Origin of the sequence: Cytobacillus oceanisediminis (assembly GCF_004366035.1) — a bacterium.
GTDB classification, from domain to species: domain Bacteria; phylum Bacillota; class Bacilli; order Bacillales; family Cytobacillaceae; genus Cytobacillus; species Cytobacillus oceanisediminis_C.
On the sequence record NZ_SOEE01000009.1, the window covers coordinates 1 to 15,472 of the forward strand.

At 38.2% G+C, this 15,472-nt stretch carries 14 protein-coding genes and 2 pseudogenes; 4 read left to right on the forward strand and 12 right to left on the reverse strand.

Annotated elements, in window-relative coordinates; translation table 11 throughout:
* Positions 1-119 precede the first annotated feature (119 nt).
* The 4 genes from DFO72_RS21060 to DFO72_RS21075 form a co-directional block, all read right to left on the reverse strand.
* A complete protein-coding gene (locus DFO72_RS21060) occupies positions 120-386 on the reverse strand; it encodes a CPCC family cysteine-rich protein (protein WP_113885791.1) in 267 nt (88 codons plus the stop codon).
* Between the two features lie 183 nt (positions 387-569).
* Positions 570-944, reverse strand: a complete 375-nt coding sequence (locus DFO72_RS21065; protein WP_113885792.1) for a YciI family protein — start codon at positions 942-944, stop codon at positions 570-572.
* Between the two features lie 163 nt (positions 945-1,107).
* Positions 1,108-1,488: a YkvA family protein gene (locus DFO72_RS21070; protein WP_113885793.1), complete on the reverse strand. Its 381-nt coding sequence runs from the start codon at positions 1,486-1,488 to the stop codon at positions 1,108-1,110.
* A 108-nt stretch (positions 1,489-1,596) separates the two neighbouring features.
* Positions 1,597-1,947, reverse strand: coding sequence for a YciI family protein (locus DFO72_RS21075; protein ID WP_113885794.1), 351 nt, complete (start codon positions 1,945-1,947; stop codon positions 1,597-1,599).
* 458 nt (positions 1,948-2,405) lie between these two features.
* Between DFO72_RS21075 and DFO72_RS21080 the strand changes: the two genes are divergently transcribed.
* Complete coding sequence (locus DFO72_RS21080) at positions 2,406-2,960, forward strand: DUF3231 family protein (RefSeq protein WP_113885795.1); 555 nt, start codon at positions 2,406-2,408, stop codon at positions 2,958-2,960.
* A gap of 906 nt (positions 2,961-3,866) precedes the next feature.
* Here DFO72_RS21080 and DFO72_RS21085 read toward each other — a convergent pair.
* Together DFO72_RS21085 and DFO72_RS21090 are read right to left on the reverse strand one after the other, a co-directional pair.
* Positions 3,867-5,021 (reverse strand): hypothetical protein, encoded by a 1,155-nt coding sequence (locus DFO72_RS21085; protein WP_113885796.1) that lies wholly within the window; start codon positions 5,019-5,021, stop codon positions 3,867-3,869.
* Between the two features lie 54 nt (positions 5,022-5,075).
* Positions 5,076-5,963 (reverse strand): hypothetical protein, encoded by an 888-nt coding sequence (locus tag DFO72_RS21090; RefSeq protein ID WP_113885797.1) that lies wholly within the window; start codon positions 5,961-5,963, stop codon positions 5,076-5,078.
* 438 nt (positions 5,964-6,401) lie between these two features.
* Here DFO72_RS21090 and DFO72_RS21095 point away from each other — a divergent pair.
* Positions 6,402-7,531, forward strand: a pseudogene (locus DFO72_RS21095) (IS110 family transposase); the annotation flags it as partial.
* Positions 7,532-8,068: 537 nt separating this feature from the next.
* On the opposite strand, the gene DFO72_RS21100 reads toward DFO72_RS21095, so the two are convergent.
* A complete protein-coding gene (locus tag DFO72_RS21100; RefSeq protein WP_113885798.1) occupies positions 8,069-8,626 on the reverse strand; it encodes a CBO0543 family protein in 558 nt (185 codons plus the stop codon).
* A 258-nt stretch (positions 8,627-8,884) separates the two neighbouring features.
* Entirely contained in the window at positions 8,885-9,904 is a 1,020-nt protein-coding gene (locus DFO72_RS21105) for an alpha/beta fold hydrolase (protein WP_113885799.1), read from the reverse strand.
* A 144-nt stretch (positions 9,905-10,048) separates the two neighbouring features.
* Here DFO72_RS21105 and DFO72_RS21110 point away from each other — a divergent pair, with 144 nt between their 5' ends.
* Complete coding sequence (locus DFO72_RS21110; RefSeq protein WP_113885800.1) at positions 10,049-10,963, forward strand: LysR family transcriptional regulator; 915 nt, start codon at positions 10,049-10,051, stop codon at positions 10,961-10,963.
* Between the two features lie 620 nt (positions 10,964-11,583).
* Here the strand turns inward: DFO72_RS21110 and DFO72_RS21115 are convergent.
* On the reverse strand, positions 11,584-11,904 hold the full coding sequence (locus tag DFO72_RS21115; RefSeq protein ID WP_243856229.1) for a DinB family protein: 321 nt from the start codon (positions 11,902-11,904) through the stop codon (positions 11,584-11,586).
* 325 nt (positions 11,905-12,229) lie between these two features.
* On the reverse strand, positions 12,230-13,057 hold the full coding sequence (locus DFO72_RS21120) for an NmrA family NAD(P)-binding protein (protein ID WP_113884302.1): 828 nt from the start codon (positions 13,055-13,057) through the stop codon (positions 12,230-12,232).
* A gap of 389 nt (positions 13,058-13,446) precedes the next feature.
* Here DFO72_RS21120 and DFO72_RS30745 point away from each other — a divergent pair.
* Positions 13,447-13,557: pseudogene (locus DFO72_RS30745) on the forward strand (YitT family protein); the annotation flags it as partial.
* A gap of 189 nt (positions 13,558-13,746) precedes the next feature.
* On the opposite strand, the gene DFO72_RS21125 reads toward DFO72_RS30745, so the two are convergent.
* Together DFO72_RS21125 and DFO72_RS30750 are read right to left on the reverse strand one after the other, a co-directional pair.
* On the reverse strand, positions 13,747-14,751 hold the full coding sequence (locus DFO72_RS21125) for a DUF3231 family protein (protein WP_113884101.1): 1,005 nt from the start codon (positions 14,749-14,751) through the stop codon (positions 13,747-13,749).
* Positions 14,752-14,921: 170 nt separating this feature from the next.
* Entirely contained in the window at positions 14,922-15,227 is a 306-nt protein-coding gene (locus tag DFO72_RS30750) for a TIGR04104 family putative zinc finger protein (RefSeq protein ID WP_166672533.1), read from the reverse strand.
* Positions 15,228-15,472: the final 245 nt, after the last annotated feature.

Genomic DNA, 15,472 nt, shown 5'->3' on the forward strand with positions numbered 1-15,472 from the left:
CCCACGCACCCGTACGTTCTACCCTGGCTACTGAAATAATAGGTCCTATAAAAAAAAGAGCAACCAGTAAAAACTGGTTAACTCAATAATACGAAGCACCCGTTTGTTGAAGAATTTCATTAAATTGAGGGTTTCCAAACAGGGTCTTTTACGTCTTTCTCATTAGGTTTTCTTACAAACTCAATACACCCATCCTCACAAGCTCCAAACACAAGATAATTTTTTTGTGCTTGCCTTAAAGAAGGGTTATTAGCACCACCGACATAATCTTGATCACTATATTGAACTCCATCATCTTCCCAAAAACAAATACTGCAAATATCATATGTTCCAGGCGGTTCTTCATCTAATGTTTTATAACCGCAACAAGGACAAGTATATTTCATACAAACACCCCAATACTTATATCATACCTGTTCTTCAACTATCCTGCCCCTTTTGTTGCATAAGAAAAAGCTGCCTGATTAGCAGCTGATCTTGGACGAAAGCACCCTTTAGTTGAATAAGGTAAATGCGACTAATAGCTATTGAGCTTCACACCTGATACTAGAAGAAAAATGACTTGACCATTATTCTCTCTTCTCGAAGTAGTGGATAGGGCGGATTTCAATCCTCCAGTTAAACTGCTCACCTGCATCCAATTGTGTGGTCGGATGTAAGGAGGCCACCCTAATTGCTTCCTTAATGTCAAGTGCCTCTATGATGAACACACTGCCTATCATCTCATTTGTTTTGGCAAAAGGCCCCTCAGTAACCTCGACCTTTCCGTTCATCCGCTTCAAGCATTTTACTTCTAAGTCAACACCAACATCCATAATTACTTGACCGCTCTTGTAAAGTTCCTTTAGGTGGGGTTGACATTCGCTCAGCACAGTTTCGATCTCCGCCTTGGGCAGGGCATCCATTTTCTCTGGGTTGAAGTAACCCAAACACAAGTATTTCATTTTAACGTCTCCTTTTTATAGAAGCAGTTTTTGATTCTAATGGTAATCTGTACTATTAAAAAAATTCGACTAGTCTTTATAAAATCCTTCTTGAACTATCCTGCCCTATAGTTGAATAAAAAGAACGGCTATAATGGCAGCCGTTCTTTAAGTAATGCGCCCGTTAGTTGAATAACTGATAAGCCTTTACAATAAGACATAAGATAATTAAGCTCCAAATCAAAACTATTAGTGAACCAACTATCCAATTTTTCGGCTTACCATTTTTCATCATTTCTTCTGCTTTAACTTTACAGTCAGACATTACATTTTTTGGTATCATCTTTAATGCAAACATAATTCCCAACGGAACAATAATTACATCGTCTAAATAACCAAGAATAGGTATGAAGTCAAGTATTAAATCAATAGGGCTGAACGCATATACAACAACACAAGCTGTAAATGCCTTAGCATACCAAGGTGCTCTTTCATCTTTGTAAGCAAAATAAAGAATGAATACTTGTCGCTTTAAATTCTTCGCCCAAGCCTTTATTTTCTCCATTTTGTCTCCTTTTTACTGTTAAGATTATCTTTTCTATCATAACAACTTTAGTAAACAATACTTCCCCGTGTACAACAGTAAAACCATTCCGCCTATTACCTCCGATGCCTAAAATACTTGACGCAATTCAATCTGACCTTCCCCATGTCCTTGAGGGTCCGGCATCCGCATGGTCCATTCGATGGCATCTTCCCTCGACTTCACATCAATCAGAATGAACCCGGCAATCAAATCTTGCGATTCTGTAAATGGGCCTTCGGTAACCACCGGCCTTTCCCCTGGATTCGGAAAAGAAATGCGAATTCCATTTGAACTTGGATAGAGCCCTTTAGCCATAACCCGCACGCCTGCCTTGACTAATTCCTCATTGTACTTCGTCATGGCTTCCATAAGCTCAGGGCCCGGGAGCTGATCGGCTTCCGAATTCTTCGAGGCTTTGACAATCAGCATAAATAACATATAAATTTTCTCCTTCTTGTTTAGAGGCAAATCACTATTTTATTTCTTCTTCAACTATCCACTTCGTTAGTCCAATAAGGAATTCAACAATAAAGGCGGTTAATCCTTCTTGGATCAACGCACCCTTTAGTTTAAGTAGAAACCCTCACAATCTTTTCTTTACCTAACAATATCTAATCTCTTAAATGTGTTGGGGCATTACAAAAAGACGTCCTCTTATTAAAGAACAGCGCCCGAATACGGAATTTGAATAAAATATTACTTTGTCTGCCTATTTTACCTAAAGCTTTTTATGGGCAAAAAGCGATTAAGCGTCTTTTAGGTACTTAACATGTTTTTTCTTATGGCAACAATTGTTATCAATCATTCCCTAATTGTTCTCATTCTTACCATTTGAATAAATATTCATATGAAACAAACAATATAAGTAATTAAGCTGAAAAATCAGGAGGGATCACATGCTAAATGTATGGGAAACAGTTATGGATACCATGAAATCGATGACAGATCAAGATGAAGATCAACCTCTTCATGTAGGAGAAGTGATGGCATGCTGGATTTATTTAGCAGGCCTTGAATTAGCAAAGGTTTCTGTTCAAGCAGGTATAAACACCACTACGGATAACGAACTAAAAGCAATACTTGAAGAAGACATGAAACTAGGGAACAGTCAGAGAGAACGACTTCATGATTTTATGATTAAGGAAGGAATTACATTACCTTCTGCCCCTGAAGATATGCCAAAATCAGACCCTAACAGTGTTCCGCTCGGTGTTAAATTAACGGATGATGTAATTGCAAACGAATTATCTTTAAAAATTATTAGCTTAATTATGCGTGCTGCTAGTGCTGCTTCAGAATCGATTCGTTCAGATGTAGGTATATTGTTTATTCAGTTTCAAGCAGAAAAATTAGCTTTCGCGACTAGATTAAAACATTTAATGCGCAAGCGCGGATGGATTAAAGTCCCACCTTTTTACGTCCCACCTGGTTCTCAACAACCTTTAGGCTAAAATTCTATAGTGATATCTACATGAGTGATAAAGGTAGAAATTAGGAAAAACAAAAACAATCAAAGGAAATTTTAGGTTTACATAAACACAACTTTAAAGGTAGAAAAACGCCAAACCCATATGGATTGGCGTTTTATTTTTTCTTATTTTATGTAGAATTTTAAAAAACGTTGACGAGTCCCTTTTTCTGATTTTTTATAATACTTTTTACTACAAAAAAAGTAAGGATTTTTTTCAACCACTTAACTCATTACAACTACTTTCTAAATTATCCTAAATAATATGTACCTGGCACAAAAGACAAAAAAGGTACAATATAAGCCTTACCTCGATTTTTAATTTTAGAGCCCCCTTTAGTGTGTCAATTCTCCATAAATTCAACCCAAATATCCTTTATTAGAGTTATTCCACAAAATGGCCCTTTAATTAAAGAATACTTCATAAGCAGAAGATCATTTATACAACATAAAAGTTATTATTAACTCTTTACGCAAATAAAAGACGCTTTCTTTATTTCAAGAAAGCGTCTTCTTTTCAGAAATAATCTTCCGTATTCTCGCCGTATTGCTAAGATCCTAAAAACAATATGTTATTAAGTTACGTGCCTGTTTGTTTAAGTACATTTATTCGCATTCTATACGTTTTTGTACTAAATGATCTGCACAGGACTTGCGACACCTTCCCCTGCCAAGATGTAAATTCAAAAGATTATAACTGCATGAAATTGTTTTACAATAAATGATTTATACCGAGGATATTCACGGCAGCTTGTTTTATTCTGCCGCCATCCCATCACCGTTTTTTTCTTTTACTATAGTCCAGAGAACACATGGGAGACTGAGGGAAAGAACGTATACAAAAAAAATCTATTAATCTCTAAATTTCCCCGCTCCCCCTTATATGTCGTTACGGAAGTTGCCAAGCTACATTATAGTCATCGTATCCACCATAGTACTGCCAGATTTCTGCCTGTTCGTCAGTACCCGGGAAATCCAGCCAATCTGGATTGCTCGTTGTTAAATCTGAAGGAATGGCAACTGGGTAATAAGCAACCCAATACGCACCCGGAGTGATTGGTGAGAAGGTCCCCATTGTGATTTCCCAGCTCCATGGAGACGAATAGGTACCAGGTTGTACACCTTCTCCATGTTGATTTAGATATTCAACAAATGCGTTATATATCGATTGATTATTTGCATAGTCATATTGATTCATCCCCGTTAATGCGGGTTCTACATCAATAAAGATAACAGGTCTGACTTTCGAACCATAGACACTTTTCATAACTTCATAGGTTTCCAGTGCTAATTTTGCCTGTTGTTCCCCCCATAAAGTTGGAGAAATTCCTTCTGGCGACATTTGCATCCCGGATAAAAACCAATAACCATAAAGGTAGCTGGCATCATCTGCTCTTACACTACTAAAATAAATTCCACCGCCAGTGCTTGCGTCAAATTGCACCTTGCTGCCATAACCTAATTTGCCAATATAAAAATCTTCACCTTCAGGATTCGCTGATGTAGCGGAATCCGATCCGAATGCATACTCCGTCATAACATCCGGTTCATTCGAATCTTCCACTGGGTCATTGGAAAAAATGGCTGATTTTTTGGCTGCATGTATGACCGCTGTTTCACTTGCATGCTCACTTGCCTGCGATTTTCCCTTTTTGTTTTCTACCTTATGTTGATTCTCTGCTTTTCCTTCTGCTTTAGAGTGTGCAGGGACCTCAGGTCTTGCAGAATCTGCAGGAGCTGATTTTTCACTTGCATGCTCACTTGCCTGTGATTCAATCTTTTTATTTTCTACCTTATCTTGATTCTTTGTTTTCACTTTTTCTTTGGGCTGTGCAGGAACCTCAGGTTTTGCAGGGGCTACTGGAGTTGCTTTTTTGCTGGCAGTTTCGGGACTGTTTGCTTGTACAGCTCTAACAGGTTCCCCTTTTGTTTTATCAGGTCCAGCCGCTGCAGTGAAATGGCCTCCTGACAACAATCCAAATGACATTACTGTAGTGACTATAAAAGATTTTACAATTTTTTTTGTGTTAAGGTATTTTTTCATTCCAATTTTTCTCCTCTTCAATATCGTTACATGTCGCTAAATACGTAGTAAACGTTAAGAAAAAGGAGCTGCTTTTGGAGGTGGTGAAGGTGGAGCGTTCATCCATTGAGAATAGTACTGAATCTCGCGGGAATGATAGATTTTGCCAAGGTTCAAACCGAAATCCCAGTCAAACCAATGTGCATCAAAGCTTATTGTGCCTGCACCCGGTTTGAATGGCTCATGTGATTCCCCTCCAGACGTTTGCATGCGTTGTGGAGGATTAGTTACGATCTCAATATCCCCAGGGTGATTCCTATTTTCAGGTGGCGTCTTGTTTTCTTGGTCTTTTAACGGTTTCTGCGACCCTTTAAGAGAACCACTCGTCTTTATTGAAACGAAAGATCCAGTTTCTTCAATAAAGTCTTCTGACTTAGCATTTAAACTTGGAGTCTGGATGTTGGTTTCTGATGCCTCAGACTTTGATTGGTTTGAGGAGAGTGACTCAGATGACATAGGGACCACTGGAAGCTTGTTCGTGACATCCAATGGCATCGCTCTTCCTGTTTTTCCTGCATCTTTCACCTTTGCAGCCGTTTCTGCAGATTCACTAGCCTTTACATTCTTATCTAAAGACGGAGGCACTACCTTTTCAACCCGCCTATTGGTCTTGTCTGGTGATTTTGAAACAGGCTTTACTGGTACGGTTTGATGGGTACCAGGATTCGTCACTGGTTTTTGACCTATTCCACCTTGACTTTTACTTAGGTTTTTGGGTGTAACGGAAGCTGCTTTTTCCGTAGCCTTTGGTTTTTCGATAGTATCTAAAACGTGAGTATGTACTGCAGAGTTTTGAGGTTCCGTTTGATCGGCTGCTCTGTTTTTCTCTGCAAATGCATTATTTGGCAGGAAAGCGGCTGCCCCTAAAAATAAACCCATCAAAATAAAGTGTCGGGTATGCATGATTTCACCTCCTTTCAAAAAGCAGAGAGTGATCACTTCTATAGACAGCATTCGACATTTTTAGTTAATTTTTGTCGGTTGTTTTGTTCCTTCAACAAAGAAAGAGTTCTTTAAACCTAAGCTTGATCTATAATAAATAAGGCGAATTTCCTTGAACAAAAAAGGAGGATTTATTTATAAGTTATGACATTAGTTGTCTATCAAAATGAAAAAAAACGATCTTCAAATTTGAAAATCGACTCAAAATATTTAACCTAGACACCCGATCGTATTATAAAGTCAACCAGAAATAAAAATATTTCTGGTTGACCATTATTTAAATCGATATATGATAACCATAGCCGGGGTAGAATGTAAGCACCCTTGGGACTTGATCCCGTCAACTAAACCGTTCACCCCCTACTTGTAGAAACTGAGGCTGGTTGGGACGTTGATCTCGTTGAACACACTCTTGAAGGTCTGGAAAAACTGCATTCCTTTCTCTCAGAAGTTGAGAGAATATCTGGGGTAAAACCTCCATTAGTCATGGAGTCAACCAGTCACTATCATACTCCGGTAGTCCATTTTTTTGAGGAAAGAGGATACTTGATCATTATTGTTAACCCTTATTGGGCAAAGAGTTCAAGTTTAAGAAAGGTAAAGACAGATATAATTGATGCCAATCATCTCTGCGAGATGTATTACAAAGAGGATTTGGAACCTTATAAAAAAAGCGGTATCCAGCTCTTGAACCTTCGAAACCTGACTAGACAGCACGAAAATATTACGGGGATTTATGTGCAAACAAAACTGCAATCCAAGCCGTCTTGGATCAGGTGTTTCCAATATATAGAGGAGTGTTTGGGGACTTATATTCTGTTGTCTCTCTACTCACCTTACTTGAATTCCCTACATCTCAAAGTATCTTAGAAGCAGGTGAAGAGACAGTTACTAACACAATAAAATAGTTATGTCCAAGGCGCTCCATCAAGTGGGCTAAGACAAAAGCAATAGCCCTTTTAGCTGCCGCAAGCCAAAATCCCTTTAGGGAAAATCTCTACCAAAGCCACATTTTAAGCGTGGAAATGTATATAAAAATGCTTCTGGAATACCAAAAGCATCTATCCAAATTTGAAGAAGAGATAGATGCCTTAGCAAAAGATATTGAAGAATATAAAATCATCCATTCAATCCCTAAGATCGGAGAAAAGACCGCTGCAACGATCATTTCCGAAATTGCCGAGATTGAACGGTTTGATCACCCTAAAAAGCTTGTCGCATTCGCTGGTATTGACCCGAGTATCTTTGAATCAGGTAAATTCAGAGGAACCGTAAACAGGATTACCAAAAAAGGTTCAAGCCGACTCTTAAGCATACACTGTATATGGCCGTTAGGTGTGCTATTCGGGATTCCAGGAAAAGCAAAACGACGGAGGAACTAATCCCTCGCAATAAAAGGTTGAGAGAATTCTATAAAAAAACGGGAAGAAGGAAAACCCTTTAAAGTAGCAATAATAGCTGCCAATAAGTTTTTACAATGGATTTATGCCCTTTTGAAAAGCAGAACGACTTCCCAAGATCTAGCTTAGTTACCCAAATGGACTAATAAAAGCAAAACCTCCCAAACATCTAGGTTAGGAAGGTTCTTTGGCATGCTTATTTTTAGCATACCATAATATAAAATCCTATTTCATTGAAAAATGTTGACAAACTATTAGCTGGTTTAGTTTAAGTGCAAAATTTCACAAATACTATAAGATTTTCAGTTATTACAGAAATGCTGCCCCTTTAGTACAATAAAAACAGCCACCTGTGATGTCAGCTGGATCTAAAAGTCGCACCCTATAGTTTTAAGTACACATCTTCACAAACTCAAAAACTGTCGCTCTATAGATAACAAAATGATACATACAGAAATACTTATAATTAAAATACATATGCTTTCTTGTGATTTTAATTAAGTTAAATTTAAATGTCTGACATAGCTACTTGTAAATTTTAAAAAAGCTCTCTATCTAACCCGTAATGCATTAGATTTTTTTTGTTGGTTATACAAATTTAAACCATTTTTCTTAAAAACCTCTTTAATACAACGTTCCGAAAGATACACTATACACTTCAAGAATCTAAATAAGAGGTTTTGTTGCCTTACTATGGACCAATTTATGACTTATTAAATAAATAACTAGAAAGAAAGGGAAGGACCAAACGGAATTCCACCCTGGGTATTTGTAAAACCCTAGCCATAAAAATAAGGGTTCAGCTAGGAAGGCTGTCATAGCTGCAAAAATTAGACCTTTAATAATTGGACTAACCTTCGGCTTAACCTGTAGAAAAAACATGACAGTTACTGGCATAAGTGCAAAATCCCATGCAATATAATCTGGCATAAGTGGAATCAGTTTATTATAGTATTTCCATAAGCCCAATGTTACCCCGATGTAGTCTAACCATGAAGATACTAGCATTGCCCAAAGCCCACCTAATAGTAGACGAGTTTGACTATCCTTATCTCTAAATATAAACCATACAATCCACGGAACCACCGTTAACAATAAACTTGTAAACCAGCCAATAGAAAGCACAATATGTTCCGCCCATATTTGACTTAACCTTGAATGGGCATCGTCCACCATTTTGTATTGTTGGTCAATTAATTCTCGAATATCTGAAGGAACTATCATTACATAACCTCCCTTCCCCTTATAGGTAGCGAAACCTATGAAATAAAAAAAGAGACGAATTAATATTTGTCTCTTTTTTCATTACCTTATTTAATCAAACTGCCCCGTTTGTTCAAAAAGAAAAAGCCACCTGAGATGGCAGCTGGATCTTAAAGTATTGCACCCGCTAGTTTAAGTATAGTTATTCACAAACTTATCTTTATTTCAGGGATGCTGCCCCGTTTATTCAACAACAAAAAATATAAAGCTACATTTCATCTATCCGTTTGTATTAAGTGCCAACAAGTGTTTTAGGTTGTCATCAATAAATTTATTATCGGCACTGTTGATTCCGCGACCGGCAAAATGTCCCCAAATAGACTCAATAGGATTAAAAACAGCATTAGGTATAAGCTTAGCTTCATATTTGTTATCTTCAGCGGTACAGAAGAGATCCGTGCTTCCTGGCATGATGCAGGCAAGCGCCTTAATGCTTTTGAGCGCCTTCTGGAATTCTCCGTTATATGAGGGGTTTGCACTAATATCTGCATACTGTCCTGTCCATAACATAGCCAGGACATTGTGCGGATCCATTTTCATAAAGCTATCTTCCCAGACGCCGGCCACAAAATCATCTATAGAGTCAAATCCCATATCTCGATAAAGTTCCTCCCTGTAATAGGCCTGTGATAAGCCCCATCCCGCATAGACACGCCCAACAGTGCGCATGTCTGCAGAGGTCAACTGGTTTAATTTACAAGAATCTAACCCAACTGCAGCCATGAGTGCAGCTTTCATTCCGTCCAGGACCACATACGTTTGCGGCCAAGTCTTTGCACCTCCACAAAAAGGTGCAATTCGTTCTACCATGTCGGGATAACTCGCCCCCCATTGGAATGATTGAATTCCTCCCATTGACCATCCAACCACCAGTGCAATCTTTTGAATACCGAATTTTTCGGTCACCAGCCGATATTGGAATTTAACGTTGTCATAGATGGTTACCTGAGGGAAATTAGCCTTGTCGAATGGAGCAGGTGTGTTACTAGGTGACGAAGATAATCCATTTCCCAGCAGATTTGGTACGATAATGAAATATTTCTGAGGATCTAGTGCCATGCCGTTTCTAATCAACCATTCATTCTGAATATGCTGGTCACCAAAAGCAGTTGGATAGACAATCACATTATCTTTCTTTTCATTCAATTTCCCATAAGTCTTATATGCAAGAAAAGCGTTCGGTAATGTCACTCCTGATTGTAAGGTTATGTCACCCAAATCAAAAATCTCATATTCCATTGGATTGTCTCTCCCTTCAAGATGAAACACAAACATTTAGATTGTATTTCTTGTTACTAGTTTAAAGCTATGCTACCATCAAAAAAAGTGAATGGAATTCAAAGTAATATTCAATAAGATTGAAAGTAAGATGGGGGTAGTATGATGGAATTACGGCAACTGAACACGTTTCGTATGGTTGCATCTACATTAAATTTTACTCGAGCTGCGGAAGTGCTGAACTACGTCCCCTCAAACGTTACGATGCAAATAAAAGCATTGGAGGAAGAGCTTGGTGTTCGTCTTTTTGATCGCTTGGGCAAGCAACTCGTTCTCACAACTGCGGGTAAACGCTTTTTAACTCATATACAAAGTGCTCTAGACAAATTGGACGAAGCCCGCAGTGTCGTTCATGACAATGACAATGAAAATCTAAGGGGCACCCTAACGATAAGTGCCAACGAGGTTCTTTGCGCCTATCGGCTTCCAGTTGTCTTTCAGCTATTTCGTTCGCGTCATCCAGGAGTTCGTCTCATCTTCCGCTCTGTTCCAAATCAGGAACTCAAGCAATCGCTATTTGAGGGAGCCGCGGATATCGTCTTTATGCTGGACGAAACCATTCTCTCAACGGGGCTTACTGTGGAACCGTTACTTGAAGAAACTTTCCGATTTTTCGTCGCTCCAGACCATCCTCTCGCGAAACTAACTGTACTGCAGCTTGAAGACTTTCACGGTGAAGTGTTCCTAGTCAATGAAAAAGGTTGTACCTACCGAACCATGTTTGACCGGTCATTTGAGAAAAAGGGCATTGATGATATTACTTATTTAGAGTTTCAAAATGCCGAAGCCATTAAACAATGTGCAATTACGGGAATAGGTATTGCCTTTCTTCCGGAAATAACAGTGAGAGCAGAAGTTGATCGGGGTGAACTGGTTGCTCTTCCATGGCAAATTCCCGACTTGCACGTTTATACACATATTGCATGGCATAAAGACAAGTGGCTTTCACCAATCATATTATCTTTCATAGAAGCAGCAAAGGAAATTATAGCTATAGAGAAGGAAAATAAAACGATTTAGCCTATTCAGCGATTTATTGCATAATTCTATAGATTATCTAATTGATACTTTTATAAGGAAATTATTTTCTTTTCAATCAGTTGTATGGCATCTTGGTGTGATAACTAAGGTGCCTTATTTATGCCTCTATAAACAATGAGGTGTTTTTTGTGTTTTTTCAATAAAAGAAGATTCTCACAGCCATTTACTAAGGTTTCGTGAAGAGTTTCACATAAACCATTCTGCCCCATTAGTTCAATTAAAAAAAAGCCGCTATTGGCAGCTTGATCTTAAAGTAATGCACCTGTTAGTTGAAGAAGGAGTTTTATTTAATTCTCTTGTTGCTTTTTCTTATACATCTCTTAGTACATCTGGTCCAGGGATATTATTTACTATCTTTATTAGTTCATCTCCACATTTATCGCTGTAAAGTCACCTTTTCCGTCTTTTGCCATTTCCAAATAAGCGGCGGTCATCATTTCAATGGTTTTTAGCATCTGATTCATCTAAGGCAATGATTTTTTCTTTTGTTTTTCTAAATCCAACATAAATTATCTCCTTAGTTCTGATTGAAAGTATAGTTCGCTATAAGGGGTAGCGTCAGGAAAATACAGATTTACAACGTTAAGGAAGTTTCAATATTAAGATAATTTGTTGAAGTTTGCCGCTGAAACGTATTGATCCTGATCCATTGCTGGGAGTGGTGCACTTTCATTTCGTGCAATGGCAAGCATTCGATACGACATTACACGTTCCGAGTCGGTCATATGCCCAATCACTTCTTTTAAAGTCCATTTCCCTGGTGCGTACGCCTTCCTTGCTGACTCCTCTGATACGCTGCTTAAGAGGGTAATGGTCTTAGTTCGTTGCTTACCAAGTATTTCTTCAATATCTCCATCTGGCACAAGACTAACATATCTATCATGCTCTGGATTTTCAATAAATAATGGTCGTGGACGCACAAGAATCCTCCTCATCGGAATAGTTAATGATGATTCTAGGCTAATATTCGACTGTCAAGAAGATATTTCCTTTATTTTATTTAATTTCATTACCGCAAAAAAATTGCAAATTAAACAACTTTATTCTCTCTTTACAACTGATTTATGCAGTTAACATAATACGGATAATAATGGATTAATTCTCTATTTATTCCACTAACCTGCCCCTTTTGTTAAATAAGAAAAAGCTGCCTGGTTTGGCAGCTGGTTTTTAATAATAGTACCTATTGTTATATATGCTCTCCCGCTGATGTTAGTTTCAATTCCTCAGAAAGTTCCGGAATGATTAGCTGTTTGAATTTATAAAATATCCTGTATTCGCCTTAACCCACTCTTCGAAAGTAGACGGCTTATGTCCTGTAACTTCCTCAACGGTCGACAATACCTTATGAGCGGATGGAGGCGGGTTAAGGTGCCAGTTAATCACATAGTCAATGGCATCCTCCTCAACACCCATCTTCCTCATTTGCTCACGTTCTTCTTCTTCGGAACTTTCAACAAATCGGATTTCCCGTCCGATAACCTTGCTAATAATCCCAACTTTATCTTTAACTGACAAACTCTCAGGCCCTGTTAAGGTATATATTTTCCCTGCATGACTGTCCTCAGTCAGTGCGACTGCTGCGACCCTTCCAATATCAGCTTCATGAACAGGAGCAATTGGTGATCCCCCAAACAGATCTCGAACCAGCCCCTCTGAGCGTATGGAGTTTGCCCATTTTCGTGCATTTGCCATAAATTCAAAGGCTTGAAGTTGAGTCCACTCCAGGGAACTTGCCTCAACTGCACTTTCAAATGGGCCCTTTTCGCCGTTCCATAAAACAGTAACCCTGCGTACTCCAGTTTTCTCAGCAAGCTTAATGATTTCCGGTCCCGTTTGTAACGGAGTATATTCGGCGCCAGTAGTAATCAAATGCATACCGCTTACGTCAACCAGAGCAGAACCGAGCGTACCTGGTTCGCTTAAGTCCCCCGAAACAACCTCCACACCTGCAGGCAGATTGGCCTTTAGCGGATTACGTGTCAATGCCCTCACTTTTTCTCCCTTTCGAATAAGTTGATCTACGACATGCCGCCCTACGGTTCCCGTCGCTCCTGCAACTAATATGGTCATTCCTTTCCATCCTCCCATTCTTGTTTCATCCCACTAATTTTCTCAGCCAAATTTAACCTTGTAAAAGCAGCTATTTTTGTTGGTTTGGCCTTATTTATTTTCTTCTCAAATATTTTCGAAAATAAATCCCTTTAAACATTTATATAACCTTCTTTATTTATTTTTACATTAATACGAAATTATTACCTCCAGGTATAGTTTGAAATCCCCTACAACTATAGATGTAGAATTATAAGGAGCCTAACTTCCTTATTAAATAAACCTGCCCCTTTTGTACAATAAAAAAAAGCCACCTGAGATGGTAGCTGGATCTTAAAGTATTGCACCCTTTAGTTTAGGATAATTCACAATCTGTTCATAAATGATTTAATATTCTCTCCTATTTCCCGTTAGGAGGACTAATATTAAATTACTTTATGCCACTTACTAGAAAAGTCATAGACACAATGCAAACAAACTCTACAACGACATACGATGCAAACAAAAACCATTCAATTTAGGATGGTTTTTGTTTTTGAAGTTCTTTTTGAGCTAACCTGCCCCTTTAGTTGAACATAAAAAGCCGCCTGGATCGGCAGCTGATATTGAACATAAGCACCCTTTAGTTTAAGTGAAAGTATTCACAATATTAAACAAAATAAAGAGCGACCTGCAGAATGCAAATCGCTGTATTCGTCTATCGCTTACCATTACACACTTCTATTTCTTAATGCTTCCCTGTCAACATTTTGTGGTGGTTGTTCCATCCACCTGTTTTCAATCATCAATTTAACGCCATCATTTGCATATTGGAGTATTTCAGCCACTAGTCTGGTGTAATGTCCTCCTAAATCCTTTCTAAGGCTTGCCCCAATCGCTGCACCATAACCCGCTACACTAATGGCAGTTAGACTATTGGTTTGAAACATCATTAACTTATCTGAAAATGGGGCATCAAGGGATTGAGAAATGGTTGAATCCCAAGTGCTTGGCAATGGCACTCCATCTTCTATTAGAACCTCCCTAAACACTGTTTCGTGCTTTGCAGCTATCTCCGTACCTCTCTCCATATAGTTTCTCACTTCAGGTGATTTAGCTGTTTGGGAAAAGCCTGAAACAAAGGTTCTGCCAATGGAGTTAGTTTCTGTATTTTTCGAAATATGGGCTAGTTCAATAGCAGTCAAAGGCCGGTGCTTGCCCAATAATCCTGATAAAAATGATTCACTTTGAAGGTATTCAGCTTTTTCCATTGGGGCTATGGTAGGTGAACGGACAAATGCCCCCTTCTTTAAAAGTAAATCACAAGCCTCATTGTAAAGTTCCATAAACATTTTTGAAGTTTTCGAAAACAAATCTCTGGCATCTTTCCGTGCCAATACTTCGAGCAAAGCTGCAGCAGCCGCTGTTCCAGCAGCAGCCATGTATTTTATGTATCTCAAGGTAAACAAATCTGAATATAATCGACCCGCTTTTATGTTTACATCTTCTTGTGTGAAACCAATAGGTATTGCATGATTCTCATTTTCAAAGATTTGTTTGACTTCGTTTACAACAAAATTACAATTTGTTAAAGCTGTTTGAATAAGGTCTATAGCATCTGAATCTTCATTAACAGCGGCAAAATGCTGAACTATACAGTAAGCCATTGAATTTTGCATATAAGCATGCCATAATGCTGCCACTTCTGAAGAAACAAGCTTTGCGTTATGCTCCATTTTTACTCAACTCCTTTATTTTTGCACATATTATGTTCAAAAATAAAGGATATTATTTATTTGATACATGCTTAAATGGTCTATAACCCTTGTTCCGCAAACCTGCCCCGTTTGTTGAACAAAAAAGTCGCAGATTTGGCAGCGGATCTTGACCATAAGCATCCTTTAGCTTACGGAGTAACTTGCACAACTTTCTTATATTTCACTAAAAAAGGAGTGAACAAAGAACCAATAATTGCAATGGCGATACATAAAACAATTGTAATAAAAACATTATTAAAGGGGGATAAAAACAAGCCATAAATCCACATTGGTATTATTGTGAAAGAGACGCAAATAAACCTTGAAGGAAATGTTATCTTATATTCTGTGCCGCATCTGTCGCAGTTTATTGTGATATAAAACCAATTAGCCCTAAAAATTTTAATCCACTTAAATGGAATGTTGCAAGTATCGCATTTTTGTATTGTAATCACCCCTAAATTACTTTTTAGAAATATATATTCGTAAGTCTTATTACAATGTCATACCTTATTTCACTAACCTGCCCCGTTAGATAAGTAAGAAAAAAAGCCGCCATTTAGCAGCTGGATGTTAAAGTAATGCATCCTATAGTTTAAGTGCATTTCTTTACAAACTTGCTTATTTCAACTATATTTATCAGGAATATTTACAATAAAAAAGCGTTAAACCCGCTTGGATTAACGCTATTACTATACAT